The sequence below is a fragment of the Pseudanabaenaceae cyanobacterium SKYG29 genome (assembly GCA_025055675.1).
GTDB lineage: Bacteria > Cyanobacteriota > Cyanobacteriia > Pseudanabaenales > Pseudanabaenaceae > M5B4.
In genome coordinates, this window is the sequence record JANWWT010000001.1 from 642,708 (window position 1) to 668,235 (window position 25,528).

Annotated in this window: 28 protein-coding genes; 18 read left to right on the top strand and 10 right to left on the bottom strand. The window is 49.7% G+C overall.

The features are described 5' to 3' along the window. Window positions 1-48 precede the first annotated feature (48 nt). The 5 genes from NZM01_03050 (at window position 49) to NZM01_03070 (ending at window position 4,047) form a co-directional block, all read left to right on the top strand. A complete protein-coding gene (locus NZM01_03050) occupies window positions 49-846 on the top strand; it encodes a tetratricopeptide repeat protein (GenBank protein ID MCS6959005.1) in 798 nt (265 codons plus the stop codon). Continuing rightward, on the top strand, window positions 843-1,556 hold the full coding sequence (gene radC, locus NZM01_03055; GenBank protein MCS6959006.1) for a DNA repair protein RadC: 714 nt from the start codon (window positions 843-845) through the stop codon (window positions 1,554-1,556). The genes NZM01_03050 and radC overlap by 4 nt, the downstream gene beginning before the upstream one ends. Continuing rightward, window positions 1,556-2,179: an HAD family phosphatase gene (locus NZM01_03060; protein MCS6959007.1), complete on the top strand. Its 624-nt coding sequence runs from the start codon at window positions 1,556-1,558 to the stop codon at window positions 2,177-2,179. The genes radC and NZM01_03060 overlap by 1 nt, the downstream gene beginning before the upstream one ends. A 66-nt stretch (window positions 2,180-2,245) precedes the next feature. Next, complete coding sequence (gene hisB, locus NZM01_03065; protein ID MCS6959008.1) at window positions 2,246-2,839, top strand: imidazoleglycerol-phosphate dehydratase HisB; 594 nt, start codon at window positions 2,246-2,248, stop codon at window positions 2,837-2,839. A gap of 209 nt (window positions 2,840-3,048) precedes the next feature. Next, complete coding sequence (locus NZM01_03070; GenBank protein ID MCS6959009.1) at window positions 3,049-4,047, top strand: zinc-dependent alcohol dehydrogenase family protein; 999 nt, start codon at window positions 3,049-3,051, stop codon at window positions 4,045-4,047. On the opposite strand, the gene NZM01_03075 is transcribed toward NZM01_03070, so the two are convergent. Genes NZM01_03075 through NZM01_03095 form a run of 5 tightly spaced genes read right to left on the bottom strand, consistent with a single transcriptional unit; the run spans window position 4,040 to window position 7,550 of the window. Continuing rightward, complete coding sequence (locus NZM01_03075; protein MCS6959010.1) at window positions 4,040-5,263, bottom strand: CCA tRNA nucleotidyltransferase; 1,224 nt, start codon at window positions 5,261-5,263, stop codon at window positions 4,040-4,042. The two genes, NZM01_03070 and NZM01_03075, sit on opposite strands and share 8 nt — an antisense overlap. Continuing rightward, the gene (gene rfbD, locus NZM01_03080) at window positions 5,227-6,081 is read right to left on the bottom strand and encodes a dTDP-4-dehydrorhamnose reductase (GenBank protein MCS6959011.1); all 855 of its coding nucleotides are present in this window, start codon (window positions 6,079-6,081) and stop codon (window positions 5,227-5,229) included. The genes NZM01_03075 and rfbD overlap by 37 nt, the downstream gene beginning before the upstream one ends. Window positions 6,082-6,084: 3 nt before the next feature. Next, on the bottom strand, window positions 6,085-6,354 hold the full coding sequence (locus NZM01_03085; GenBank protein MCS6959012.1) for a YciI family protein: 270 nt from the start codon (window positions 6,352-6,354) through the stop codon (window positions 6,085-6,087). Beyond that, entirely contained in the window at window positions 6,351-7,397 is a 1,047-nt protein-coding gene (locus tag NZM01_03090; protein MCS6959013.1) for a fatty acid desaturase, read from the bottom strand. Before NZM01_03090 ends, NZM01_03085 begins: the two co-directional genes overlap by 4 nt. A gap of 3 nt (window positions 7,398-7,400) precedes the next feature. Beyond that, the gene (locus NZM01_03095; GenBank protein ID MCS6959014.1) at window positions 7,401-7,550 is read right to left on the bottom strand and encodes a hypothetical protein; all 150 of its coding nucleotides are present in this window, start codon (window positions 7,548-7,550) and stop codon (window positions 7,401-7,403) included. An 80-nt stretch (window positions 7,551-7,630) separates the two neighbouring features. On the opposite strand from NZM01_03095, the gene NZM01_03100 reads away from it, so the two are divergent. Then, a complete protein-coding gene (locus tag NZM01_03100) occupies window positions 7,631-8,857 on the top strand; it encodes a methionine gamma-lyase family protein (protein ID MCS6959015.1) in 1,227 nt (408 codons plus the stop codon). On the opposite strand, the gene NZM01_03105 is transcribed toward NZM01_03100, so the two are convergent. Next, the gene (locus NZM01_03105; protein ID MCS6959016.1) at window positions 8,837-9,976 is read right to left on the bottom strand and encodes a hypothetical protein; all 1,140 of its coding nucleotides are present in this window, start codon (window positions 9,974-9,976) and stop codon (window positions 8,837-8,839) included. The genes NZM01_03100 and NZM01_03105 overlap by 21 nt on opposite strands. 128 nt (window positions 9,977-10,104) lie before the next feature. Here NZM01_03105 and NZM01_03110 point away from each other — a divergent pair, with 128 nt between their 5' ends. Together NZM01_03110 and NZM01_03115 are read left to right on the top strand one after the other, a co-directional pair. Next, window positions 10,105-10,812 carry a BMC domain-containing protein gene (locus NZM01_03110; protein ID MCS6959017.1) on the top strand — a complete coding sequence of 236 codons (708 nt, stop codon included), beginning with the start codon at window positions 10,105-10,107 and terminating at the stop codon, window positions 10,810-10,812. Next, complete coding sequence (locus NZM01_03115; GenBank protein MCS6959018.1) at window positions 10,809-11,408, top strand: hypothetical protein; 600 nt, start codon at window positions 10,809-10,811, stop codon at window positions 11,406-11,408. Before NZM01_03110 ends, NZM01_03115 begins: the two co-directional genes overlap by 4 nt. A gap of 17 nt (window positions 11,409-11,425) precedes the next feature. On the opposite strand, the gene NZM01_03120 is transcribed toward NZM01_03115, so the two are convergent. Further along, a complete protein-coding gene (locus tag NZM01_03120) occupies window positions 11,426-11,995 on the bottom strand; it encodes a CPBP family intramembrane metalloprotease (protein ID MCS6959019.1) in 570 nt (189 codons plus the stop codon). Between the two features lie 3 nt (window positions 11,996-11,998). Continuing rightward, window positions 11,999-12,673, bottom strand: coding sequence for an SEC59/DGK1/VTE5 family protein (locus tag NZM01_03125; GenBank protein ID MCS6959020.1), 675 nt, complete (start codon window positions 12,671-12,673; stop codon window positions 11,999-12,001). Here NZM01_03125 and NZM01_03130 point away from each other — a divergent pair. Further along, complete coding sequence (locus tag NZM01_03130; GenBank protein ID MCS6959021.1) at window positions 12,644-14,260, top strand: glycosyltransferase family 39 protein; 1,617 nt, start codon at window positions 12,644-12,646, stop codon at window positions 14,258-14,260. The genes NZM01_03125 and NZM01_03130 overlap by 30 nt on opposite strands. Here NZM01_03130 and NZM01_03135 read toward each other — a convergent pair. After that, window positions 14,227-15,024 (bottom strand): RNA methyltransferase, encoded by a 798-nt coding sequence (locus tag NZM01_03135; protein MCS6959022.1) that lies wholly within the window; start codon window positions 15,022-15,024, stop codon window positions 14,227-14,229. The two genes, NZM01_03130 and NZM01_03135, sit on opposite strands and share 34 nt — an antisense overlap. Before the next feature lie 59 nt (window positions 15,025-15,083). Here NZM01_03135 and NZM01_03140 point away from each other — a divergent pair, with 59 nt between their 5' ends. Genes NZM01_03140 through hemB form a run of 8 tightly spaced genes read left to right on the top strand, consistent with a single transcriptional unit; the run spans window position 15,084 to window position 22,904 of the window. Then, window positions 15,084-15,536 carry a hypothetical protein gene (locus NZM01_03140; GenBank protein ID MCS6959023.1) on the top strand — a complete coding sequence of 151 codons (453 nt, stop codon included), beginning with the start codon at window positions 15,084-15,086 and terminating at the stop codon, window positions 15,534-15,536. Then, window positions 15,536-17,440, top strand: coding sequence for a penicillin-binding protein 1A (locus NZM01_03145; protein MCS6959024.1), 1,905 nt, complete (start codon window positions 15,536-15,538; stop codon window positions 17,438-17,440). Before NZM01_03140 ends, NZM01_03145 begins: the two co-directional genes overlap by 1 nt. Continuing rightward, a complete protein-coding gene (locus tag NZM01_03150) occupies window positions 17,440-17,616 on the top strand; it encodes a hypothetical protein (protein MCS6959025.1) in 177 nt (58 codons plus the stop codon). The genes NZM01_03145 and NZM01_03150 overlap by 1 nt, the downstream gene beginning before the upstream one ends. Before the next feature lie 36 nt (window positions 17,617-17,652). Beyond that, on the top strand, window positions 17,653-18,873 hold the full coding sequence (locus tag NZM01_03155) for a trypsin-like peptidase domain-containing protein (GenBank protein ID MCS6959026.1): 1,221 nt from the start codon (window positions 17,653-17,655) through the stop codon (window positions 18,871-18,873). 57 nt (window positions 18,874-18,930) lie between these two features. Beyond that, window positions 18,931-19,509, top strand: a complete 579-nt coding sequence (locus NZM01_03160) for a 2TM domain-containing protein (GenBank protein MCS6959027.1) — start codon at window positions 18,931-18,933, stop codon at window positions 19,507-19,509. Between the two features lie 3 nt (window positions 19,510-19,512). Next, the gene (gene hisG, locus NZM01_03165; protein MCS6959028.1) at window positions 19,513-20,151 is read left to right on the top strand and encodes an ATP phosphoribosyltransferase; all 639 of its coding nucleotides are present in this window, start codon (window positions 19,513-19,515) and stop codon (window positions 20,149-20,151) included. Next, complete coding sequence (locus tag NZM01_03170; GenBank protein ID MCS6959029.1) at window positions 20,117-21,883, top strand: B12-binding domain-containing radical SAM protein; 1,767 nt, start codon at window positions 20,117-20,119, stop codon at window positions 21,881-21,883. The genes hisG and NZM01_03170 overlap by 35 nt, the downstream gene beginning before the upstream one ends. Window positions 21,884-21,911: 28 nt before the next feature. Then, window positions 21,912-22,904, top strand: coding sequence for a porphobilinogen synthase (hemB, locus tag NZM01_03175; protein MCS6959030.1), 993 nt, complete (start codon window positions 21,912-21,914; stop codon window positions 22,902-22,904). A gap of 126 nt (window positions 22,905-23,030) precedes the next feature. Here the strand turns inward: hemB and NZM01_03180 are convergent, their stop codons facing one another. After that, window positions 23,031-23,492: a hypothetical protein gene (locus tag NZM01_03180; GenBank protein ID MCS6959031.1), complete on the bottom strand. Its 462-nt coding sequence runs from the start codon at window positions 23,490-23,492 to the stop codon at window positions 23,031-23,033. Between the two features lie 323 nt (window positions 23,493-23,815). Between NZM01_03180 and NZM01_03185 the strand changes: the two genes are divergently transcribed. After that, window positions 23,816-25,318: a DUF4912 domain-containing protein gene (locus NZM01_03185; protein ID MCS6959032.1), complete on the top strand. Its 1,503-nt coding sequence runs from the start codon at window positions 23,816-23,818 to the stop codon at window positions 25,316-25,318. Window positions 25,319-25,528 lie beyond the last annotated feature (210 nt).

The following is a 25,528-nucleotide window of genomic DNA, read 5'->3' on the forward strand; positions in this document are numbered from 1 at the left end:
ATTGTAACATAGGCTAAAATAAACAAGGCGTTTAGGGGGATACCGATCGTGGCACAAAGGACAGCGCGGCAGTGGATTATTGCTATCTTTTCTGTTCTGATTTCCCTGTCTTTTCTGGGTGTATCTGTTGTTCCTCTAGTTATTAGTATTCTGTCACCCCCTGCCCCTAAACCTGCCCCCCAGGAAACCACCCTTTCACCAGAGGAGAAAATCAAGGTAGAGATTGCTAGCTACGAAAAAGTTTTGGCGAAAGAACCTACGAATCAGTTTGCCCTAGAAAATATTGTGCAATTGAAAACTCAAATTGGTGACATCAAAGGTACAATTCCCTATCTACAAACCCTAGCCAATACCTACCCCGAACAAACGGTCTATCGCCTAACTCTAGCTCGCACCTATCAGCAACTACAAGAGACAGACAAAGCAATTACGGAATATCGCAATGTGTTGGCAATCGAACCCAGTAATCTCAATGCTTTGCAGCAGTTAGTAGAGACTGAATTATCCCTCAATCGTGTGGACAGCGCCATTGACTTGTTGCAAGCAGCGATCGAAAAATCAGAAGCAGCGAACAAAATCAAACCTAACAGTGCTGATGTCGCCAGTGTCAAACTATTTTTAGGGGATACCTATCTGCAATTAAAGCGATTCGATGAGGCGGAAGCAACATATCGGTCTGTGAAAGAATCTGACCCCAAAGATTTTCGCCCCATACTGGGAGAGGCGTTTATTAAACGGGAATTACAGCAGGAAGAAGAAGCGCAAAAACTGTTTGCCAAGGCAAAAGAAATGGCACCAGAGCAATTCCACAGCCGTATTGATGAATTAGCTAAACCCGACAAATGACTTATTCTCTGCGCATTAAAGACCTAACTGCCGCCGATCGTCCCCGTGAAAGATTGCTAGCGCAAGGGGTCAGTGCTCTGTCCAACGCTGAATTATTAGCTATTCTCCTGGGGACAGGTTCAGGCAAACTATCTGCTGTTGGGTTGGGACAGTTAATCTTACAAACGATCGCAAAAGACGAGAAAGCTGATCCCCTCCCCTATTTGCAGAATATTTCTGCTGAAGTTTTGATGCAAATTCCAGGGGTAGGACCCGCCAAAGCCACAACAATTTTAGCGGCAATTGAATTAGGTAAGCGAGTGTTTTTTAGCCGTCCCCCCGATCGGACAGAGGTGACAGAACCGAGCATAGCGGCTAATGCTTTGAGCCATATTCTTATGTGGCAACCCCAGGAAAGATTAGCAGTCTTGTTACTAGACCATCGTAATCGCATTATTGCCCAGAAGCTAATTACTATCGGTACTGTCAATGAAACGATCGCCCATCCTAGAGACATTTTTGGGGAGGTTTTACGGCAGGGGGCAGTGAAATTAATTTTAGGGCACAATCATCCCAGCGGTAATACTGATCCCAGTCCCGAAGATATTAGATTAACCCGTCAATTATTGCAGGCGGCGAAAATTTTGGACATTCCCTTACTCGATCATTTAATCCTAGGTAATGGTACATTTACCAGTATGCGCAGTGTGACAAATCTGTGGGAGGAGTGATGCTTAAAAACATTATTTTTGATTTGGGTGGGGTGATTTATCAACTGGATTTCCCCCGCTTTAACCACAACCTCCGCGCTCTGCAACGGCAGGCACAGGATACACCCATTTATTCCCGTCTCCATCAACCCCCTGTCTTTTCTGACTATGAACGGGGCACGATCGATACCCCCACTTTCCGCGCACGGATGCGCACCGAGTTAAATTTAGTCGCCACTGATGCCGAAATTGATCAAGCTTGGAATTCCCTTCTCGTCGGTGTATTTCCTGACCGTAAACAACTACTCAGTCAACTGAAACCCCACTATAAACTAGCTCTGCTGAGCAATATCAATGACCTACATTTAGAGTACGTGCAAAGGGACTGTGGAGAAATTTTTAACTTGTTTGATCACTGCTTTTTCTCCTGTGAGCTGGGTACTAGAAAACCCGAACCGCAAATTTTTCAAATCGTCCTCGATCGCATGGGATTTCTCCCCCAGGAAACCTTGTTTATTGATGATTCACCCCCTAATGTGGTGGGGGCAGAAAAATTAGGAATTGTTAGCATTTGTCTCACCGATCCCAATCAGTTATTGGCTATTTTGCAGCAGCACTGTGGTCAGATTTTACTCCCTAGCTGAACAGACTTGTACCGAAACAGACATTTAGTTCTACAATTTTAGGTGAGGATGTAACCACAAATCTGTATGACCGATCGGATTGCCCAAGTTCAGCGCCAAACGGGAGAAACCTATGTTGATGTGACCCTCAATCTCGATGGCACAGGGAAGGCGGAGATTGACACGGGTATTCCTTTTTTAGACCATATGTTGCACCAACTGTCCTCCCATAGTTTGATCGACTTGAGAATTAAGGCAAAAGGAGACTTGCACATCGATGACCACCATACCAATGAAGATGTGGGTATTACCCTAGGTCAATGTCTCAGTAAGGCATTGGGCGATCGGAAAGGCATTCAGCGCTTTGGTCATTTTTTGGCACCCTTGGATGAAGCATTGATTGAAGTGGCATTGGATTTTTCTGGTCGCCCCTATTTGGTTTACGGGTTGCAAATTCCCACCGATCGGGTTGGCACCTATGACACGCAATTAGTACGGGAATTCTATCAGGGTTTGGTCAATCACGCCCAAATTACCCTCCATCTGCGGCAGTTAGGGGGGATCAATTCCCACCATATTATCGAAGCCTCTTTCAAAGCCTTTGCCCGTGCGCTGCGGATGGCAGTTGCCCTTGATCCCAGACGGCTAGGGGAGGTTCCCAGTTCTAAAGGGTTACTCTAGTGTTTCCAAGAATAGCCAATGGCAAGACTGAGCTAGCTATCAGGACAGAAAAAATACAAACAGCTTTATGGAATGCCTAGTTTTGTTTAATCATTGGTCGATACTTGAGGATGCTAGTTTTACAATAGTAGCCCGAAGGCTAGAGTAAATGTACAGCTATTTTTCGCTGAGGGTATCAGCACTGAGGAGTTAAGTCAGGGAGGGGAAATATGTACGCCGTAGTGATGACAGGGATAGGAGAGCCAGAGGTTTTACAATACCAGTCTGTGCCCGATCCGATTATTAAATCGCCGACAGAAATGTTGGTAAAGTTAAAAGCAGCAAGTGTGAATCCCATTGATACTAAACTGCGGCAGCGGGGCAATTTCTATAAACAAATACCAGCAATTTTAGGCTGTGACGGGGCAGGTATTGTGGAAGCCGTAGGTAGTGCTGTCACCAAATTTAAGGTGGGAGATGCTGTCTATTTTTGCCATGGCGGGCTGGGTAAACACCAGGGCAACTATGCGGAATACACCACGATCGAGGAGGATTTAGCCGCCCTCAAACCTACTTCTCTCTCTTTTGTAGAAGCTGCAGCAGCTCCCCTAGTCCTAATCACAGCTTGGGAGGCTTTGTACGATCGGGCCCGTTTGGCGGACAACAAGAAAGTCCTCATCCATGGTGGGGCAGGGGGAGTTGGTCACATGGCAATTCAATTGGCAAAGCACAAGGATGCTATGGTTGCTACTACTGTCAGTTCCCAGGAAAAAGCAGAATTTTGTCTATCTCTATGTCCAGATGTCTATCCCATTTTTTACAAACAGAGGGATTTCGTGGCAGCAACTATGCAATGGACAAATGGGGAAGGTGTAGCGGTTGCCTTTGATACGGTGGGGGGCAAGGTACTGGAGCAAACCTTTGCGGCAGTGGAAATCTACGGTGATGTCGTGACGATTTTAGCCCCTGATGCTGACACGAACTGGAAGGTAGCAAGGGATAGAAATTTGCGTATTAGTTTAGAGTTGATGTTGACACCTATGCTGCAAGAAAGACGGGATTTACAAAAACGCCAAGTGCAGATTTTAGAACAAGCCCGATCGTTATTTGACAGTGGTAAGCTTACAGTCAAGGTAGGAGAACAGCTACCCCTCAAGGAGGCGGCACAGGCTCATGCTCTTCTGGCTGGGGGTAAGGTAAAGGGTAAAGTAGTGCTAATTCCTAACTAGTGCTTTGCCACCAGGTTTTGGCAAACTCCAGGGCTTGTTCCCGATCGTTAACTATTTGCAGAATCTGGGCTTCCCGAATAGCGATGAGGAGTTGTCCCAGGCGGGGCCCTGGTTTGATAGCCAGGAATTGTTGTAGGTCGTCCCCAGTTACCAAAGTAGCAGGGTGGGCAATGGGGTCATGGGGATTTAACCACCGATCGAGCCACAGATCACTGACAGGGATGCCATCAGCTCTAGCAAGGGCAAATAGGGCGGGCAACATCTCTCCCACATGGCTAAACAGGTAGTATTGCTCGAGGGGAGAATTTTCCGCCGAGGGGAGCTGGGGCAGGTAGCGCAACAGAGTAGTAATCCATTTTTGTTCCTGGCGGCTTAAGCCCAAAAAATCCCACATACTGGCACTGGGCACAAGAGCAGCATACTTGAGAGTTAAATTGACTATCGCTTGGCAAAAATAATTCTGCAGGGGGTAACGCGCCAGAATTTGCCCGATAGTCGGAGCAAGGCGACAAAACCGATCGAGGCGCAATTTAGTTGAGGGCAACCAGGGGGAGAAAATTTGGTCTTCCAGGCAGGTAAGCAACCAGTCGCTATCGCTCTGCAGTAAGTAGGTCAGTTCCATCCTGATGCGCTCGATCGCTACCTGGGGTAGAAGAGGGGCTAACTGTTTGATAGTCTGATGCGTCCAGGGTTCGATGGTGAAGTTGAGTTGGGCAGCCTGACGGTAGGCACGCAAAATGCGCAGCGGATCAGCGGCAATATTTTCCGGCGAGACCATCCTCACTATTTTCTGCTGCAGGTCACCTATGCCATCGTGGGGGTCAATAATTTCCCCAGGACGGTGAACAGGTACAGCCATTGCATTCATACAAAAATCCCGCTGGCGGAGGTCGTCTAGTAGAGTTGCCCCTACTTGCTTGGCAAAATCTAGGTTCCCCTGGGGCAAAACCACACGGGCAATTTCCCGTTCCCGATCGAGGAGGACAAAAGGCGCTTTGTATTTGCGAGCAATCTGTCTAGCTGTGTCGATACTCCCTGCCGGTAGGACGAAATCTATATCTACTTTAGGGCGCGGTTCGCGAGTCTCACCGAGCGGCTGTCTCCCCAACAGACAATCGCGCACCCACCCCCCAACACAGTAGGTCTCCCTAGGTAAGTCCGCAGGGTCGATCGGTAAATTTAGGTTGCCAGTGCCAGGGCTAAAGCTGTCTGCCAAGGAGGAAGGTGTACCTGAAACTGCTCCTCTAAGCTACTACAATCCAACACCGAATAGGCAGGGCGTTGGGCAGGGGTAGGATATTCCGCTGTAGTAATGGGTTCTACAGATGTAACCACTTGCTCCGATCGCTGCGGGTCAAAGCGCAAAATCGCACAGGCAAAATCATACCAAGTCGTACTACCCTGGCAGGTGAGATGAAAAATACCAGATTGCTCCCTCACCCTGGGCACGATATGGGCAGTCACTTCTGCAATTACCCGACTCCAGGTAGGCGACCCCACTTGGTCGTTGACAATTCGTAACTGTTGCCGCTCCCGTGCCAGACGCAGAATCGTCCGCAGAAAATTTTTGCCCCGCATTCCGTATACCCAAGCTGTCCGCAAAATTAAATACTGCCCCCCCACTGCTGCAATTGCCAACTCCCCTGCCCGCTTGCTTTTGCCATAGGCACCTAGGGGATTCGTAGGATCAGTCGGTTTGTAGGGAACAGAACTATTGCCATCAAACACGTAGTCCGTAGAGTAGTGGATCAACCAAGCCCCCAAGCGCTGACACTCCTCTGCTAAAATCCCAGGGGCAACTGCATTGATTCTGTGGGCGAGGTCTGGTTCCGTCTCCGCCAAATCTACTGCCGTATAGGCAGCGGCATTGATCACACCCTCAGGACGTATTTCCCGCAGGCAGTGGACAATTGTATCAGGGTCTGCCAAGTCCAACTGGGTACGGGATGGAGCAATCACCTCTCCCAAGGGTAGGAGGCTGCGCTGTAATTCCCAACCTACCTGACCCGTCACCCCTGTTAAGAGAATTTTCATTCCTCAGATTGCCTGTATCCACTCGTAGACTTCATAGCTAGTCCAAACTTGGTTTTGCCAGTAGGGGTCAGCCTCAATCAGCGCCCTCGCCTCAGCTTCGTCCTCAGCAAGGTATACACCGAACACCCGCCGCAAGTCCTGGGTGGGACCGATCGTTTGTAACTTCCCCTGGGTCTGTAAAGATTTTAGGTAATCCAGGTGGGCTTGGCGAAAAGGAGCGCGCTTTTGTAACACATCCTCGCAGTAAGTACCCCAGAGGACAAACTTCTTCATAGACCTGCCTCCTGAAAGGAGCGATAACATTTGCGGTCATCGTGGAGGTGGCAGCGATCGCCAATAGTTTTAAGCAATGCCCAAGAGAAGCGGGTTTTGTAGAGGTATTCTCCCCAATGCTCCTCCAAGGCAGCTTGTGCTAACCGTAGACGATAGAAGGGGATAGAGGGAGCCAAATGGTGGGGAATATGCCAGTTGATGTCATGGCAAAGGAATTCCACCCACCAGGGGTAGTCGCAGTGTACAGACCCCATCAATTGCGCTTCCACAGCTGACCACTCTGACCGAGTTTTGAAGGGGATATCTGGCATAGTGTGGTGTACCAAAGTGAACGTACTCATCCAGAAGTGGTAGACCAACCAGGGAGCTAGGAAAAACTTGACGACACCCCAGACCCCCGTACTGACCAAGAGAGCAGGGAAGAAGATGAGGGCGTAGAGGAAGACTAAGTGGGTGGAGAAACGTACCTGTTGCCGTTGCCGCGGGGGGAACTTAACTGCATCAAAATGGACGGCTGCCCAGTGGGCTATGGAACCCAACCACCAAAAACGTCCTCGCAACAGCCGGTAGAAAAACTGCATGACCAAGTTGTGACTTTTGTAAATTTCTGTGGTGAAGGGTGCCCAGGCGTTATCTTCTTCCAGTAAATTAGTGTACTGATGGTGATGGTCATGCTGAAAGCGCCAAGGATAGAAGGGATAGAGTAGGGGCAAGAACAAAAGATGTCCCAGCCAGTCATTCACCCAGCGCTGCGCAGAAAACGATCGGTGTCCGCACTCATGCCCTAGGACAAAGAAACCTGTGAGGGCAGTACCTGTAAACACCCACAGAGGCGGCAGGAGGAACCAAGGGGCAATACTCAAGCCCCCATAACCGATCGCTACAGCAATGACACTGACAAGTACCCCTAGCCAGGCCCGCAGAGGTGAACGCTGGAAACACTGGGGGGGCAGGGTTTGCAACACACTCCGCAGGTTTAGGCAGGGTTGAGTTACGCCCGCGGGCAGAACTGGGCGCTGCGCTTCTTCAGTTGTAATGGTCATATCTTATTTAGGAGAGCGGGTTTGGATTTGGCGGTGCAGATGCTCTAAGAGCATGTCTATTTCCAGATGTAGTTGGGCGAGTTTCCGTTCTACTGAGTCTTGGCGGTCAGATTTAGTTTCTTGGCGACTCACGACCTGAAGATTGGTAGCCATACACTGTAAAATCACACCTTGACCATGGTAGCCTATGCTGTCCCTTCAGGCAAAATATTCTTGCGATAGAAATCAACTACATGCACCCTCTGCTTGAGACGGCAATTGCCGAACTGCAACCCCTCTTCCACGCCATCGATCGACAAACCCAACGCCACTTAGACAGGGTTTTGCAAGCATTCCGCCAGGCACAAGTTGGCAGTCATCATTTCGCCAGTGTGTTAGGCTACGGACACAACGATCGGGGGCGGGAAATTGTCGATACTGTCTTTGCCACAGTTTTGGGAGCGGAGCGCGCCCTAGTCAGAGTACAAATCGTATCGGGTACCCATGCCATCGCCTGTTGTCTATTCGGTAACCTCCGCCCTGGGGATGAATTATTAGCCGTGGTGGGTGCACCCTACGACACCCTCGAACCCGTAATTGGCAAGTATCCCAGCCCTGGCTCTCTGGCAGAATGGCAAATCAAGTACAGGGAACTACCGCTTACTCCCCAGGCAACGATCGATTGGGCTGCCCTTGCCCATGCCATTCGTCCTGAAACTAAGATAGTACTGATTCAGCGCTCCTGCGGCTATAGCTGGCGACCAAGTTTGGACTTAGCAGACATCCAGCGCATTGTAGAAGTAGTCAAAAACCAAAACCCCCACACTATTTGCTTCGTCGACAATTGCTACGGAGAGTTTGTGTTAGAGCAAGAGCCAACGGCAGTCGGTGCGGATTTAATTGCTGGTTCTCTGATCAAAAATCCAGGGGGAACGATCGCTCCCACGGGTGGTTACATTGCGGGCAAAGCAGAGTACGTAGAAAAAGCTGCTAACTACCTGACCGCTCCTGGCATTGGCGCAGAGGGAGGCACCATGCTAGAACAAACCCGCCTCATTTTACAGGGACTATTTCTAGCTCCCCAGATGGTGGGAGAAGCCCTCAAATGTAGCCACTTAGCAGCAGTGGTATGGGATCGCTTAGGCTATCCTGTCAATCCACCCGCCTTTGCCCCGCGGCGGGACATCATTCAAGCCATCAAACTGGGTACACCAGAAAAGCTAGTGGAATTTTGCCGCACTGTCCAACGCTATTCCCCCATCGACAGCTACGTTGACCCTGTGCCTGCTCCCATGCCTGGTTATATCAGCGACTTAGTCATGGCAGGGGGGACATTCATTGATGGCAGTACCCTGGAACTTTCTGCTGATGCTCCTCTCCGTGAACCCTATGTGGTGTTTCTGCAGGGGGGAACTCACTGGACTCATATGGCGATCGTCCTAGAGCAACTAATAGAGAAACTAGGAATAAACGCTAGGTAAAAGACCGATTTCTTTGCGGTCATCGATCGTTGTCCCCCCACAGATCAGACACTTTAACTCTGTGTATTGCCAGCTGTAGAACACATCCCCATGAATAGCCAGATTGCGCAACAGGCGAATTTTATCTATGGTCGAGGCTACCGTAGTGGATTGCTTTAGCCATTTACTAGCGGGATGTGCCCAAGTTTCCATAAATTTTTGGAAGTGAGCACGTATGGGTAGGTAGAGATTATTCTCTTCCTCTGTGATTTTTTTGAGCCTGTAGAGGTTTAGGAAATCTGCTTCGGTAAGTAGTTCTTTTTGTAGAATTTTCTCGTCATAGGTGTACCATTGCTGACAAACTAAGCGGGGTAGACTACCCAAAGTTTCTTTCCCCATCCGATTGTTCTCCCGTAGGAAATTAATCACATCCCAATTGCTGTTGTCCTCAACATAGTGGACAAAGTTTTTCACAACTAATCTGACTAGCCGCTCAGGAATGGCTGATAACCGCATGGCTGCTTCTTTATAATCTCCTAAAATAGAACCAAACCCCCTAGCTTCTACTTGTTGGCAATGCTTAGCAGCTAAAATAAGGTCCCGTCGATCGATTTCTTGGAGACTTGACCACACAGAGGCGAGACTGGATTTCACTTCCTCCCCAATGTGGGTATCTGACCCTGTATCCCTACTGCTTATCTGTTGTATTTTTTGTTGCAACTGGGCATTCTCCCTGTGTTTAATCTGTAGTTCTTTTTCCAGCTGTGCCAAGCGGGATTGCAGTTGCAGGGGTATCTGCTGCTGTTGCTGGGCAAGAACTTGGTTGCGTTCTTCTAAAATAGCGACTTGGGCATTGAGGTTATTGATCGCTTTGTCTTTCTCGGTCAGTAAATTATTTTTCTCTTGTATTTCCAGGTGTACTACTGCCATTCTAATTAAGTTAAAGAGATGATTATATCTCTTCTCCCGCAGGTCAATTACTTCTGTCCGTTTATTCCTGACAATAGTAGCTAGGGGATTACCTTTCTCTACTATTAGTAGTTCTCCCTTGTGATTCCTAATCCTGAGAATAGGTACGCTCTGATTTTCTAGGCAGTGACAGGCATAACAGCGACGGTTAAACTGAAAAGTTATTGCCATGAGCCAACTTTACCCTCACTGTTTGAAATTAGCACAACTGATAGGTTATTGGAGTGTATCAAGAAAAGTAAATTGCTGGTGGCACCAGAGGAATTGCGCTAAAATTAAGCTAAGTGCTACCCAAGTCTATGGCTTACATCCCTGATCCCTCCCTTACCGATCTTGCCCTAGGCATGGTCTCCACCCAGAGCTACCCAGCGATCGTAGGCACAGCGGACATGATGTTGAAGTCGGCAGGGGTAGTGCTAGTGGGCTTTGAAAAAATTGGCAGTGGTCACTGTACCGCTATCATCAGAGGCAAGATTGCCGATGTACGTCTAGCCGTCCAAGCAGGAGCAGAGACAGCGGAGCAGTTTGGGCAGTTAGTTTCCACCTGTATCATTCCCCGACCCTTGCCCAATTTGGAGGTGATTCTCCCTATCAGCAGTCGGATGGGCAATTTACTCAATCTCTCCTACAGTCTGTTGAAGGGGCAGGCGGTGGGCTTACTGGAAACTAGGGGCTTCCCCGCAATGGTGGGGGCGGCCGATGTCATGCTGAAAACGGCGGATGTGCACCTAGCAGCCTATGAAACGATCGGGGCAGGTTTGTGTACTGCTATCATTAGGGGCAATGTGGCGGATGTGGCCTTAGCGATCGAGGCGGGGATGTACGAAGCGGAACGGATTGGTGAATTTCATAGCTTGATGATTGTACCCCGTCCGCTGGATGATATGGAAATGGTGCTCCCTCTGCACGAATGCTGGCTACAAAAACCAGAACCTGTACGCTTGCCTGTCAAGATCAAGGAAAAAGAACTGGTGGAAATCCCCTCCTACAAGGAAGTGGAACTTTGAGAAATGTCTCCCTAGTTCTGCTGCTGCTTTTGGCTGTGGGGCGGCAAGCGGGTGCGCAGGACAGTCCTCTCCTACGGCGCTGGTTACAGGCTCCCCCCAATCTGTGGGCAGATATTGAGAATTCTCCTAGTTTTCCTACTAAACTGCGTCTACATATCAATAGTAGGGATGACAATTTAGGCGGCGGCATAGGGGTGGAGGATGTTTTCTTGGGACAGAGCAGCATCACTCTCAGTGGGGGCTATGAACGGGAATCCCCTGACCGCAACTCCTATCATGCCCATCTGCGCTACTACGTTTTACCCCTTGGTGGCTACATCAATTTAGCGCCCCAACTTGGCTATCGCAGTACTCTCAATACTACTGGTGTAGATGTGGGTATTCAAGTGGTTTTTGCTTTGTCTCCCCAAAGCGCTGACCTGCGGTTAGCACAAACTTTCACTACGCCGGGGACTACTACAGAACTTGGTACTACTACTATCTCGGCTAGCTATGCCCTCGATCGGCAGTTATTTCTGCACAGTGGCATACAGTGGCGACGTTCCCCCCTATATTCTGATAGTTTGGTGCGCCTTGGCTTGGAATGGCGACTGTGATGATGGCTCAAAAATTGTTAATTGGCAGGTTTACTGAGGTAGAGTTTCCATAGCCAGGCTGATAAGATATTTGTAGTGATATGGGCAACAGTGGCAGTGAGGGTGCTCCCTGTGGTTAGAGTCATTATAGCGAAAATCATGCCTATACAAATTACACAGAAAACGTACAGACAAAAACGGGGTTGACTGAGATGTAAGATGCCAAAGATAACACTACTAGTGACAACACCAAACCAGTTTGAACCCAAAGCAGGCAGAAGAATACCCCTAAATAGCATCTCCTCACTTAATCCTGGTAAAACACCCAGCCATACTAGGTCTTGGTAGGTTAAAGGGGCTACTACTAGCCAGAATTTTTCGTCCGCACTGTCACGAAACGGTTTAATGTAGCGATAAAGCACATAACTGACACCGCTGATACCTAAACCCAAAGCTAGGCCAAGCAAACCCTGGGATAAGCTCAATTGCATCGGTATTAGGGGCAAGTGCAATAGGAATAGGCAGACCGCCGCAATAGCCCACAAAAATAGGGTCGTAACCGCAATTACACCTAAAACCTGCTCCCGCTCTAATCGCCAGGTATTCATCTCCTAACCCCAAATTCCAGTCAGTAAATAAGCAAGCAAGCCACTCCCGATCGGGACAGTTAGATTGTCGCTCCCAGCAGGTGACACTGCCTCGCAAATTGTTGCTACTATCGCTACCAGGCATCCAATGGGTAACAACTCCACTGCTATTCCCCTTGCTGTGGCTAAAACAGTAACTGTGACTACAAAACATATTAACGCCATCACCCCTGAACCTTCCCAACTTTTATGATTTCCCCAGATTTGGTAAGGATGTTTACCCCATTTTTGTCCTACCAGAGCGGCAATACCGTCTCCCCAGCTCATTACCAGTACGCCCAAGACAGCGAAAGCGGGTTGTTTAATTGTCCAAAAATAGGCAACTAGAACAGTGATACTGAGAGCATAGAAAAAAACACCATAGGTGCGCCTGCCTACGCTGTTAATCACGGGCAAGATGGGCAAGTGATAAGACAGAAAAGTAATAACGCAAAAGGCGACACAGAAGGCTAGACAAAACCACAAGGGAAAGTTAAAGTACCACGCCAGGGGTAAAATGTTGCCCGTGCCAATATGCACTACTTTGCGGACTTGCTCCGTTGTACCGATCTTTTGCACGATCGCCGCCAAAGAAAAAACACTCGCTAGCCACAGGAGGACAAGTGCCAATTGCCAGAACAAATTGTTGGAAATGGTCATGGGGAAAACAATAACCTGAGTAACTATCCTAACGGATGGGTGGTGTTTTGGTTGGGGTGGGGTTTGCTGGTGCGGTTAACGATCGGGGCAATCTTACCAGCGGGTTACGATGAGACCTATTACTATCTTTACGTGCACTATCTAGATTGGAGTTACTTTGACCATCCTCTCTTAGTCGCTCTGACAACGGGTTTGGGCACATGGCTTACAGGGGCTGTCACTCCTTTCACTATCCGCCTGGGTTCGATCTTGCTCTACACAGGCACATTGTATTTTTTCTACTTGACTGCTAAACGATTGTTTAACCCCCGATCGGCTCTCTTTTCTTTAGTCTTAGCTACCCTCATACCGTTTTTTACAGTTGGGTTTGGTGTTTTAACTTTACCTGACAGCTCCTTAATGTTTTTTTGGTCTTTGACTCTTTATCTAGCTAGTTGGGAGTTCTGGCGGGAAGAAATTTATCTGCCTTCTTGGCGGATTTTGTTGATTAGTATAGCGATCGGTTTGGCTTGCTTGGGTAAATATCATGGCTTTTTATTGGGTTTTGGTCTGGTTTTATTTTGCCTGTTTAGTGATAGGCACCGGCGGGCTTTGTGGTCGAAGTGGACTGTTTTAGGATTTGTCTTTTTCCTGATCACTATTTCCCCGCTACTGTGGTGGAATTACCAGTGGGATTGGGTGTCTTTTAAGTTTCAATCAGGGCGAGCTGTCCCCGATCGATCTTACAGTTTGGTGGATTTATTTGTCACTTTTTTGGTGAGCAATGGCTATTTATTTCCCAGCTTGGGTCTACCTTTGTGGTGGGTAAGTATGGCAAAACTGGGACAAGCATGGCTAGGGAAAGTGTCAGAGCAGGAAAAATTAATTCTAGCAGTGAGTGTGCCTGTATTTTTGGGCTTTACCTTGATGGGGGGCTATCGCCAAATCCTACCTAGTTGGCATATGCCAGGCTTTTTTACGGCAGTAATCCTCCTGGGGGAGTGGGTGAGTATCTGGCACGATCGGTATCCCCACAGGGTGAGAATTTGGCTGTGGAGTTCAGGCATGGTTATTTTTTCACTCCTCACAGTAGCACTCCTGCACACTAGCTACGGGTTGCTGCAAAAGGGGGGCAAATATGCCATTGCTGGGGGGTTTTGGGACATTAAACAAGACCCTTCTACGGAATTAGTAGATGTGGTACAAATGCGTCAGGTCTTTCTGCAAGATGCCACGATCCGCGAGCAACTAAAAACGGTGGATTTTATCTTTTGTAATAACTTCTTTTTAGCAGGGCAGGTAGGCATGGCTCTAGTACCCCAAATTAAACAACCCGTCACTACTTTTGCTACTGATTTGCGGGGATTTGCCTTCTGGGAAGACGATCGATCGTGGTTAGGTAAAAACGGTCTTTACATCACTTCCCAACTGTTTGCCGAAGATTTAAGTAAGTATGATGGCTATTTCGATCGGATCACTTTTATCAAGGAGTTACCCCTCTATCGCGCTGGTCAGGTGGCACAAACCTTTCTCATCTACCGCGCAGAACATCTGCGTAAGACCTATCCCCGTCCCTATGGCATTAACCGTGTACCTGCCCAGAATTGACGTTTAGCCTCGTATAACAACAACGTAGCGGTCATAGCTACATTCAAAGACTCCACCCCCTCTGCCACAGGAATGGAAAGACAAACATCTGCTATCTCCATAACTGCTGCTGATAAACCTTTACCTTCATTCCCCAACACCAACAAAGAAGGCTGGGAAAAATCATATTCCCAAAATGTCCGCTCGGCTTTTGCCCCTGTTGCCACTACTTTTATCCCCTGTTGTTGCCAGTAAGCTAGTTCTGCTAGGAAGTTATCCACGGGTTTAATCACCGATCGGAACCATTGTCCCGCCGTTGCCCTGAGGATTTTAGGGTTGGTCAGATCAACGCAGTTTTTGTCGACAATTATCCCCTCACACCCAGCGGCTTTGCTGCTTCTGATAATTGTGCCCATGTTGCCTGGGTCTTGAATTCCCTCTAGGGCTAATGCCAGTTTTTTGATCTGCAAGCTGGCAGGGCTGGGCAAAGGAGCACTAGCCACAATCCCATCAGGATGTAAAGTTGTGGCAATAGAACTTAGCACATGGTCTGCCACCAATTCCATCTGACATTTGTAAGATAAAAGCTGCTGGTATAGGTCAGTCTCCTTGTTTTGCCAGGTCTGGGTATAACACACGATCGTTAAGGGATAATTAACAGCGATTGCCTCTTGGATCAGGTGTGTTCCCTCCAACAGCATCTGTCCTTGCCTGTGGCGGTGTTTACTACTTTCCCCCAGTTGGCGCAGTTGTTTGACTAGGGGATTGTGCACACTGGAAATCATTACATAGCGCTAAAATTATGCTAAATTTAGGTAAAAGTTTAGCCCAAAAGCCTATCCCTATGCAGTCAGACACGGTCGGTAAATCCAAGGCTGGGGTGCCCATTCCTATCTATCGCGAGTTGGCGGCAGAACTGCAAGCAGCACAGGCAAAAATTGTCCAGCTGCAACAACAAAACGATCGGTTAACTAGACAAAACCAAGCCCTGCAAGAAGAACTACAGGCTATTCTGAGTGCCCATAACCAAACCCACATGGTTGTTCTGGCTGCCCAAGACCGTCTTAACTCTCTGTTTCCCCCTCCCCAAACAGGAGAAGAGCAAGAGATTGTTATTGACCCTGAAACGGAAGTTCCCCCTGAAGCAGTGGTAGCTCAGACTGTTGCTCCGACACCCGTACCTATGACGGAAAGTGTACCCCTCAATCGTACTTGGTTAATTCTGCTAGTGGCGGGGATTTTAATCGTGTCCTTTGGGGCGGGCTATTTTTTAATTAAGGCAGGACAAAAACGCTGATGTTAAAAGACAGTTTACAGGAAGTAGAGCTAGTAGCGCCAGACTTGGGTCAGCTGGTTCGCCAGACGGTGGGGCGGGTTCTGTTCGGGGGCGCACTGTTGGTCGGCTCAGCCCTGGCGGGGGGAATTGTAGGGTTAGCCCTGAGTTTCCGTGATTTGCCCGATGTGCGAGTGCTCAAGGTCTATGCCCCTTCTGAGACTTCCTACATCTATGACATCAATGGCGAACTAATTGCTAGGCTACATGGGGACGTCAACCGCGAAGTCGTGCCCCTAGAACGTATTTCCCCCCACCTCAAACGGGCAGTACTGGCGATCGAGGACTCCTATTTTTTGCAACATAAAGGCATTGACCCTGTGGGAATTGCCCGCGCTTTAGTAGTGAATCTGCAGAGCAAAACTACCAAGGAGGGGGGATCGACTCTTACTCAGCAATTAGTTAAGAACCTATTTCTGACTAATGAAATTAGTTTAAGTCGTAAACTAGCGGAAGCGGTGCTGGCTTTGCGGGTGGAACAGATATTTGACAAGAATCAAATCCTGGAAATGTACCTCAATCAGGTGTACTGGGGGGAAAATACCAACGGTGCTGAAACAGCGGCACAACACTACTTTGGCAAATCGGCAGCCGAACTTACTTTGGCAGAATCAGCTATGATGGCAGGCATTATCCAAGCTCCCTCAATTTATAATCCCTTTGCTAACTTCAAATTGGCAAAACAACGACAAGCGATCGTGCTCAACCGTATGCGGGAAATCAACTGGATTACGGAGGAGGAATACCAACAGGCAAAGAATGAACCCATCAAGTTAGGTAAAGGGATTTCCTTTGAAGCTAGTCGTGTACCCTATGTTACTCAAGCAGTAGCAGCGGAATTGGAAGAGCGGTTTGGGCTAGATGCGGTACTGAAGGGGGGGCTGCGGGTGAAAACTACGATCGACCTCAAGTTGCAGCGCATAGCGGAGAAGGTTGCCCAAGAGGGGCATGAATCCCTGGTGTATCAGGGGGTGGGGGCAGGGCAGTTGGCGTTGGTAGCGGTGGATACCAGTAATGGTTTTGTCAAGGCGTTGGTGGGGGGTGTGGGGCCATTTCAGAAAAATCAATTCAATCGAGCGGTACAGGCCCAAAGACAGATGGGGTCTTCCTTTAAGCCCTTTGTCTATTACTCCGCCTTTGCTACAGGGAACTGGTCCCCTGATTCTGTCATTAATGATTCGCCCATTAGTTTTCCTGACGGTGACGGCTATTACTCTCCCCAAAATTATGACAACACTTTTGCTGGACCGATGAGCATTCGCCAGGCGGTGGCAGTCTCCCGCAATATCCCTGCTATTTTACTGGGTGAGTATGTAGGGATTAAACGAGTGATCGAAGACTGTCGCAAGATGGGCATTACTAGCCCTCTACCCCCTGTAATTTCCCTGCCCTTAGGGTCAGCAGATATAACACCGATCGAGGCAGCAGGAGCCTATGCCATGTTTGCCAATGGCGGTTACAAAGTGCGCCCGACTCTGATTGCCCAAGTGACAGATAGTAGGGGGAATGTCATTTTAGATAACACCAATTTGCCCAAGGAAGTAGCGCTAAACCCCTATGCGGTGGCGATGGTCAATGATGTGTTGCGGGCAGTAGTTACGAGTGGTACAGGGACAGCAGCGCAACTCTCCGATGGTCGACCTGTAGCGGGTAAAACCGGTACAACTTCTGATTTTCGCGACGCTTGGTTCGTAGGTTACGTGCCGCAGATGGCAGTGGCAGTTTGGATTGGCAACGATGACTATTCCCCTATGGCTTATGGCACTACTGGTGGTGTGCACGTAGCTCCTATCTGGCGGAGATTTATGGAACAGGCTATGGCAGGGCAACCCATTAAAAACTTTCCTGACCCCAGTCAAATTAAGTGATGGGTACGGTCGTGAAAATTCTCATCCTGTCTTTCCTGCTTAGCGGGGCGATTAAGTACGGACTACCTCTGATTTTACGCCTAGATCAGCTCTCTCTCCTGGACCGGGATCGGTTAGCTCTACTGCTACTGACAGGCATTCCTGGGTTGTTTCTATTTTATTTATGGCGGCGTTAGATACAATACTAGTGTAGTCTGACTGGGGAAACAGCTATGCCTTGGTGGAAAAAAGTCCTACTCCATGCGGCTTCCGTGTTGCTCGGTGTGGTTATGGGGGCATGGGGAGTTCTGGCCAGTATGTCAACTACAACAACGGAGTTAACCCCTCCTGCCAATCAACCAAAGGCTATAGCAGTGCAAGAAGCTCGATCGCTCCCTTCGGCTCCCACTAATTTGAACTTTATCGCTGATGCGGTTAGCAAAACAGGGGCAGCAGTAGTGCGCATTAATGCTTCGCGCTTGGTGACCAGTTCTGATCCAGTGCCTGACATCTTCAACGACCCCTTCTTCCGTGACTTTTTTGGTGATACTTTTCCTTTCCCCCGTCAGCCTAGAGAGAGAGTAGAGCGCGGTACTGGTTCTGGTTTCATTATTGACAAGCAAGGTCTAATTATTACCAATGCCCATGTGGTGGAAGGAGCAACGGATGTCTCGGTAGTATTGCGGGATGGTCGTCGTCTCAAAGCTAGGGTGTTGGGGAAAGACACCTTGACGGACATTGCGGTAGTGAAAATTGACCCCAAGGAGTTGCCAGGAGATTTACCTGTAGTGAAGTTGGGTAGTTCTCAGAACCTGCGTCCGGGGGAATGGGCGATCGCTATTGGGAACCCCCTCGGTCTAGACAACACAGTAACAGCGGGCATCATTAGTGCCCTGGGGCGGCGCAGCGGTGAAATTGGCGTGGATAAGCGGGTGAATTTCATTCAAACGGATGCTGCCATCAACCCTGGAAATTCGGGGGGACCCCTCCTCAATGAACGGGGAGAAGTAATTGGTGTCAATACGGCTATTATTCAAGGGGCGCAGGGTTTGGGGTTTGCTATCCCGATCGAGACTGCCCAGAGAATTGCCAAACAGATTATCGAGAAAGGCTCTGTCACTCGCGCTTACTTGGGCATTCAAATGATAACGATCGACCCTGTCATCCGCGACCAAATCAACAGTGACCCCAATGCTGGTATTCGGGTTGAGGAAACCGAGGGGGTTTTGGTGACAAGGGTGGTGCCTGATTCTCCTGCAGCTAGAGGTGGCATGCGGGCAGGGGATGTGATTGTCAAGGTGGCTGGTGAAACTGTTAAATCTGCCGATCGGGTGCAACAAATTGTCGAGACCAAGGAAGTAGGGGAAAGAATCCCGATCGAGGTGCGGCGAGCAGGTCGTACAGAAACACTGACGATCGTGGCTGGTAAGTTCCCTGAACGTTTCCCTAGCTAGAGTCCTAGTGAGCCTAGTCTAACTATGAATAGCGAACAGCTACACGGAGATCTAACTATGAACAGCTACACGGAGTTAGAAGTACAGCAAATTCTGCAAAAGGCACTTCTCCGCAGTCAGAAGACGGGGGAAAAACTCTCCCGTGCGCAAGTGGAAGAAATTGCTAGGGAATTGGGGGTCTCGCCAGAAGACTTTGCCCTAGCGGAAAAGGAATGGCAAGAGGAAAAACAACTACAGTCTGACTTGATGGAATTCATCCAGGTGGCGCGGCGCCGTTTCCGTGATGGATTGGTCACCTATGTTGTAGTTAATGCTGTTTTTCTGAGTCTCAACTTCTTCACTGCTAGGGCTATCACCTGGGCAATTTATCCTCTCCTTATTTGGGGTGTGTTTGTAGCGCTAGAGGGCTGGTCGGTCTTTGTCACTGATGGGTCAATGTTTGAAAGGAAGTTCCAAGAGTGGTACAAACGAAAACAGCAGGAAAGGATGACTCAAGAGTTGAAGCAGAAGTTGGTAACCACGGCTACGGTAATGACGGACAAGGTGGGGAAGACAGTGGTTAGCTTGACCGATCGTTTAACGCAAAAACTGTCCCAAAAAGTTGAACAATGGTTGGATGACAAACAGAAACAGTAAATCATGCTGACTTTCGCTATTCCCAAAGGCTCTCTCCTGCAGGACTCTATTCGTCTGTTGCAAACGATCGGTTTGGATTTTTCCCCGTTTTTGGATGAGTCGAACCGCCTGTTACAGATTACTGATCCCCAGGGCAAAGCCAAGGCGATGTTGGTGCGGGCGCAGGATGTGCCAGTGTATGTGGAGTATGGAGAAGCTCACCTAGGGATTGCGGGGGAAGATGTGCTGCGAGAGAAAATGCCTAAGGTTGCCCGTCTTTTGGATTTGCAGTTTGGTCACTGTCGCATGTCCATTGCTGTGCCCCAGAGTAGTCCCTACCGATCGGGTTTGAGTTTGCCCCCCCACAGCCGCATCGCTTCTAAGTCTGTGCGTATCACCCAGGAATATTTCGCCAGTATTGACTTGCCTGTAGAAATCATCCCCCTCTACGGCTCAGTGGAGTTAGCGCCAATTACAGGTATGGCAGACGCGATCGTCGATTTGGTTTCCACAGGACGCACCCTCAGAGAAAATGGCTTGATTGAAATTGAGGTTCTTTTCCACAGTACTGCTCGCTTAATTGCCCATACCCTGAGTTATCGTCTCGATCGGGAAAACATCAATACCTATGTCGAAAAAATCAGGGAAGTTCTCCCAGCGTGAGCACAACTCCCTTGCTACAGCTAAACAGAGGAAGACCCTGAGTGATTACGCCAAGGATGAAATTCTACTGTTTGAACCTGCGGTTCGCGAGTCTCACCGAGCGGCGGTTCGCGAGTCTCACCGAGCGGCGGTTCGCGAGTCTCACCGAGCGACTGTCCCCTCCCCCGATAGCTTAGCGATCGTCTATGCCTTTCCCAACACCTACAGCGTGGGCATCACTAGCTTGGGCTACCAGATGATCTGGGCGAGTTTGGCGACCCGATCGGATGTAGCAGTCTATCGCTGGTTTACGGATGTGGCTGATCCCCTGCCCCCTGCCATTGACCTGTGGGGTTTCTCTTTTAGTTGGGAGTTGGATTTTGTCCATATCCTCAGCGCCCTCAAACAGTTGGGCATCCCCTGGCATAGTCAAGACCGAGACATCTCATGTCCCCTCGTCTTTGGCGGCGGAGCTGTGTTAACGGCAAATCCCGAACCCTATGCCTCCTGGTTTGATTTCATCCTCCTGGGTGATGGGGAAGAACTAATTCCGGAAATGATAGCCGCGTTTAAGGAAGTGCGGGGAGCTAGTCGCCAAGCAAAACTGGAACGTCTTGCCCAAGTCCCAGGCATCTACGTGCCCCAGGGCTACCAGGTGGATTACCACGATCGGCAGGGCAAGCTAAAAAGTATTACCCCCCTCTCCTCCGCTTTTCCCCCTACCGTAACCAAACGCAGCTATCGCGGTAATGTCCTGTCGGCTTCCACGGTAGTGACTCCCCACAGCGCCTGGGAAAATATCTACATGGTGGAAGTGGTGCGCAGTTGCCCCGAAATGTGCCGCTTTTGTCTAGCCAGTTACCTCACCCTCCCTTTTCGCGTTGCCAGCGTGGAAGGCAGTTTGCTCCCAGCGATCGAGCGGGGTTTTGCCGTTACCAACCGTATTGGTCTTCTGGGGGCTTCCATCACGCAGCATCCAGAATTTGAGCAGGTTTTAGACTACATTGACCAACCCCAATTTGCCGACCTCCGCCTAAGTCTAGCCTCTGTGCGCACTAACACCCTCACTGTCCGCCTCTGTGAAATTCTCAGTCGCCATGACAGCCGATCGGTCACGATCGCCATAGAAAGCGGGTCAGAACGTCTACGGCAAATCATCAACAAAAAACTAAGCAATGAGGAAATTAAGCAGGCCGTTGCCAATGCCCAGGCAGGGGGACTCAAAGGGATTAAATTCTACGGTATGGTGGGTGTCCCAGGGGAAGACATGGCAGATTTAGAAGCAACGATCGGTCTGCTGCGGGAACTGAAAAAAATTGCTCCCCAACTCAAACTCACCCTCGGTTGTAGCACCTTTGTCCCCAAAGCCCATACCCCTTGGCAGTGGTGCGGTATTGATAGACAGGGCGATAAAAAATTGCAATACCTGCAAAAACACCTGGCTCCCCAGGGCATTGATTTGCGTCCCGAAAGTTACAAAGACTCCCTGATTCAAGGGTTGCTATCAAGGGGCGACCGGCGCTTGACTCCCCTATTGGAACTGGTGTGGCAATACAGTCAGGGAGATGTTCCCAGCGATGGTATGTACAAACGTGCCTACAAAGACCTGCAAGCCCAACTCCCCCCCCTTGATTACTACCTCCACGATCGGTGGCAGGAAACAGACATTTTGCCCTGGCAACATCTACGCACCGCCCTCAGCCCCGAACAACTGCAACGGCATTACCATCAATCTCAAAGCCTGGTAAGTTAGAATACCAACCTGAGCTAGAAGAAAACCTATGGAACTAACCCATCGTCCCCGTCGCCTACGGCGTACACCTGCTATTCGCCGCCTCGTCCGCGAAACTGTCCTCACCACCAATGACCTGATTTACCCCCTCTTCGTCATGGAAGGAGAAAACCAAGTCGTAGAAGTGCCCTCCATGCCCGGCAGTTATCGCTTCACCATCGATCGGTTGCTCACAGAAGTCAAGGAAGCCTACGAGTTGGGAATCAGTGCCGTTGCCCTCTTCCCTGTCGTACCAGAAGAAAAGAAAGACAACAGTGGCACCGAGAGCTTCAACCCCGATGGATTGATCCAACGCACTATCCGCGCCCTCAAACAAAACATCCCCGATGTACTGGTATTTAGCGATGTCGCCCTTGACCCCTACACCACCCATGGGCACGACGGCGTACGGAGTGAAGACGGGGAAATCCTCAACGATGAAACCGTAGAGGTCCTGGTGAAGATGGCTGTTTCCCACGCCCAAGCCGGTGCCGATTTCGTCAGTCCCTCCGACATGATGGACGGTAGAGTAGGAGCAATTCGCGCCGAACTAGATGCCAGTGGCTTCGATCGGGTGGGCATCCTTGCCTATTCTGCCAAATACGCCTCCGCCTACTACGGTCCCTTCCGCGATGCCCTCGGTTCAGCCCCCAAATCAGGGGATAAGAAAACCTACCAGATGGACTGTGGCAACAGCCGTGAAGCCCTCAAGGAAGTCTTTTTAGACATCGAAGAAGGGGCAGACATGGTCATGGTCAAACCCGCCCTGGCCTACCTGGACATCATCCACGCTGTGAAAATGGCAACCGATGTCCCTGTGGTGGCTTACAACGTCTCTGGGGAATACGCCATGATCAAAGCTGCCGATCGGTTGGGGTGGATTGATGGCAAAAAAGTCATGCTAGAAACCCTTCTGGCAATGAAGCGGGCAGGAGCAGACATAATTCTTACCTACTTTGCCAAGGAAGTCGCCCAAATAATCGGCAAGCACCCTGAACTGTAGCAATTTCTCCAAAGTATTTTCACTTGTCCCACCAATCATTGGTGCGCAGGACTTGCTAAACGGGAATTATCCCTAGACAACTGATTTTGTCACCTGGGGGCTGAGCCTGTCGAAGCCCCACTTTAATTACAACCCCTCTGCTAGAGCACGTTCTGCCCGATCGAGTTCCATAAACACCCGTTCTTTGACCTTAGGGGGCAAGGAAGCGCGGCGACTAGTGGTGTTGTTATAGTAGCTTGCCAAGGTATTCAAAGCCGTACGCAGCATAGTAAAAGACTCCAGTCCCTCATAGGGGGGACGGCGGTAGCGGGCAGCAAATGCGTTGATTTTGTACTTGGCATCAGTTTGTGCCTCCTTAGTTTCCTGATCCAGAGCCGTGCGCAGACTGACCAGTAATCGTTTGACATCCTCTTCGTAGTTGCCTGTCATACCACCTCCCACCAATTCCCGCATTTCTCTGGTAGTCAGGGGTTTGCCTTCATTGCGAGGCAAGTTACTCAAACTCGCCCATGCCCCCACCGTAGAGCCAAACAAGAACAGCAACAAAAATAAACCTGCCAGGACATAGTTAACCAAAGCCTTTGCCATGCAAACTCCTCCAAAGTTTTAACAATTGTAACGGCTAGTGCGCCCTCCATCCCCCCCTTGCCGAAGGATTAACTGCCCAAGCACTCAATTAGGATGTCTGCATCCTGCCCACCCCTGGCGGACAATATGTCAGGGGATCACAACATTTTGATCCCCAAGGAAAAGTTATCAAACCCAGGCAGGGAGTAGTTTTGCTCTCCGTGGAAGGGCTAAGGCTGACGAAAAATACCTACCTCTGGTCATTGATCCCCTCCCAGTGTCTAGTCAGAATGGAATTATTCGATCGGCAAGCGATCGGATGTAGTAATTCAGGGTAAACAGCTATGGCTCAGGAACGCCCGCCCTTGGAGGAGATGACCTTGCGCCAGTTGCGGAAGATAGCGTCTGAGTATGCGATTTCCCGTTACAGTCGGATGCGGAAGTCCCAACTACTCAAGGCTATTCAAGCAGCTAAGCTTGGTGATCTCGTACGTAAACATGAACCCCAACCTATGGAAGAGAGAGAGACTGTGGAAGCAAAGAAGTTTGAATTAGGACAAGCAAGCGCAGCAGTGGTGGCAGAGGCAACGGAGCTGGCAATGGTGGACTGGAATCTGGGTGACCTCCCCGCAGGCTACGGGGAACCCCGCATTGTCCTATTACCCCGTGACCCCCAATGGGCTTATGCCTACTGGGATATTCCTGACAGTGCCAAGGAAGCCTGTCGCCGCCAAGGGGGACAACAACTAGCTCTGCGCATCTACGATGTCACAGACATCAACCTAGACTACCAAATGCCCCATACTGTCCAGGAATATGCCTGTGATGAGATGGCGAGGGAGTGGTATTTACCCATTCCCATGAGCGATCGGAGCTATGTTGTAGAAATTGGCTATCGCACCAATGATGGGCGTTGGCTGATGTTAGCCCGCTCGGCTTCTATTCATGTCCCCCCTGTCTATCCCACCGATTGGACAGAAGACTATTTCCTGTCAATTCCCTGGGAACAAACCCTAATTGGACGCACCTTCTTTACCCTCATGCCCAAACAGCGGACAGGTGTACGTCCCGCCGAGGCAACAGCAATCATGGAACAAAGGCAACCCGGTTCTATTTTTGGTTCCATGCAGATGGCAGAGCAGGCTGTTAGTTCCTTTGCTGTACCTGGGTCTGTGCATATGTCTGGGGTGGGCATGGAAAAAGCGGTGCCTGGTTCCGTGCAACTGACTGCCAGTGGTGTAGGGTTAGGTGTACCTGGCTCGATGCAATTGTCCATGTCCGGTGTGGGCTTCGAGACCCGTATCCCTGGTTCTGTACATCTATCCATGTCTGGTGTGGGCTTCGAAACCCGCCTACCTGGTTCGGTGCAGCTCTCTATGTCAGGCGTGGGCTTGGAAACCTTTGTCCCTGGGTCTGTACAGTTAACTGCCAGTGGTCTGGGCTTCCTCTCCCTGTCTGGCGTAGGTCTCTACAGTGAATCGGGTGTGGGTTACCTCACTGCCTCTGGTCTAGGGCTGCTGACCCTCTCCGGTATCGGTCTATTCTCTGCAGCTGTGCCCCAACGTCCCCGCCAGTTCTGGTTAGTAGCGGATGCGGAACTGATTGTCTACGGCGCGACGGAACCTGACGCCACCGTCACGATCGGTGGGCAGCGTATCGAACTGAACCCCGATGGCACTTTCCGTCACCACATGTCTTTCCAAGACGGTGTAATTGACTATCCAATTTTGGCGGTGGCAGCAGACGGTGTGCAGACCCGATCGATTCATATGCGGTTTGAGCGTCAGACGTTGGAACGCCGTACTAACACTAAGGAAGAGGCAATTCCAGAGTGGATTCGGGAATAGTACTGAGCCGCTCGGTGAGACTCGCGAACCGCCGCTCGGTGAGACTCGCGAACCGCCGCTCGGTGAGACTCGCGAACCTCTGTTACAATAAGTCAATACTTTCCGCCCCCACGGGCGTTTTTTATTTTTAAGCCAGAGGGTTATGTAAAATAGACAAGCGACTGAGTTAACAAGTCTAGTAATGGCTAAGTCAACAGAATGGCACGATCG

Excerpts from the sequence above, each read along its gene's own strand:
- radC (MCS6959006.1), top strand. The coding sequence starts at position 843 with ATGACTTATTCTCTGCGCATTAAAGACCTAACTGCCGCCGATCGTCCC.
- NZM01_03060 (MCS6959007.1), top strand. The coding sequence starts at position 1,556 with ATGCTTAAAAACATTATTTTTGATTTGGGTGGGGTGATTTATCAACTG.
- hisB (MCS6959008.1), top strand. The coding sequence starts at position 2,246 with ATGACCGATCGGATTGCCCAAGTTCAGCGCCAAACGGGAGAAACCTAT.
- NZM01_03070 (MCS6959009.1), top strand. The coding sequence starts at position 3,049 with ATGTACGCCGTAGTGATGACAGGGATAGGAGAGCCAGAGGTTTTACAA.
- rfbD (MCS6959011.1), bottom strand. The coding sequence starts at position 6,081 with ATGAAAATTCTCTTAACAGGGGTGACGGGTCAGGTAGGTTGGGAATTA.
- NZM01_03085 (MCS6959012.1), bottom strand. The coding sequence starts at position 6,354 with ATGAAGAAGTTTGTCCTCTGGGGTACTTACTGCGAGGATGTGTTACAA.
- NZM01_03090 (MCS6959013.1), bottom strand. The coding sequence starts at position 7,397 with ATGACCATTACAACTGAAGAAGCGCAGCGCCCAGTTCTGCCCGCGGGC.
- NZM01_03095 (MCS6959014.1), bottom strand. The coding sequence starts at position 7,550 with ATGGCTACCAATCTTCAGGTCGTGAGTCGCCAAGAAACTAAATCTGAC.
- NZM01_03100 (MCS6959015.1), top strand. The coding sequence starts at position 7,631 with ATGCACCCTCTGCTTGAGACGGCAATTGCCGAACTGCAACCCCTCTTC.
- NZM01_03105 (MCS6959016.1), bottom strand. The coding sequence starts at position 9,976 with ATGGCAATAACTTTTCAGTTTAACCGTCGCTGTTATGCCTGTCACTGC.
- NZM01_03110 (MCS6959017.1), top strand. The coding sequence starts at position 10,105 with ATGGCTTACATCCCTGATCCCTCCCTTACCGATCTTGCCCTAGGCATG.
- NZM01_03120 (MCS6959019.1), bottom strand. The coding sequence starts at position 11,995 with ATGAATACCTGGCGATTAGAGCGGGAGCAGGTTTTAGGTGTAATTGCG.
- NZM01_03125 (MCS6959020.1), bottom strand. The coding sequence starts at position 12,673 with ATGACCATTTCCAACAATTTGTTCTGGCAATTGGCACTTGTCCTCCTG.
- NZM01_03135 (MCS6959022.1), bottom strand. The coding sequence starts at position 15,024 with ATGATTTCCAGTGTGCACAATCCCCTAGTCAAACAACTGCGCCAACTG.
- NZM01_03140 (MCS6959023.1), top strand. The coding sequence starts at position 15,084 with ATGCAGTCAGACACGGTCGGTAAATCCAAGGCTGGGGTGCCCATTCCT.
- NZM01_03145 (MCS6959024.1), top strand. The coding sequence starts at position 15,536 with ATGTTAAAAGACAGTTTACAGGAAGTAGAGCTAGTAGCGCCAGACTTG.
- NZM01_03150 (MCS6959025.1), top strand. The coding sequence starts at position 17,440 with ATGGGTACGGTCGTGAAAATTCTCATCCTGTCTTTCCTGCTTAGCGGG.
- NZM01_03155 (MCS6959026.1), top strand. The coding sequence starts at position 17,653 with ATGCCTTGGTGGAAAAAAGTCCTACTCCATGCGGCTTCCGTGTTGCTC.
- NZM01_03160 (MCS6959027.1), top strand. The coding sequence starts at position 18,931 with ATGAACAGCTACACGGAGTTAGAAGTACAGCAAATTCTGCAAAAGGCA.
- hisG (MCS6959028.1), top strand. The coding sequence starts at position 19,513 with ATGCTGACTTTCGCTATTCCCAAAGGCTCTCTCCTGCAGGACTCTATT.
- NZM01_03170 (MCS6959029.1), top strand. The coding sequence starts at position 20,117 with ATGTCGAAAAAATCAGGGAAGTTCTCCCAGCGTGAGCACAACTCCCTT.
- hemB (MCS6959030.1), top strand. The coding sequence starts at position 21,912 with ATGGAACTAACCCATCGTCCCCGTCGCCTACGGCGTACACCTGCTATT.
- NZM01_03180 (MCS6959031.1), bottom strand. The coding sequence starts at position 23,492 with ATGGCAAAGGCTTTGGTTAACTATGTCCTGGCAGGTTTATTTTTGTTG.
- NZM01_03185 (MCS6959032.1), top strand. The coding sequence starts at position 23,816 with ATGGCTCAGGAACGCCCGCCCTTGGAGGAGATGACCTTGCGCCAGTTG.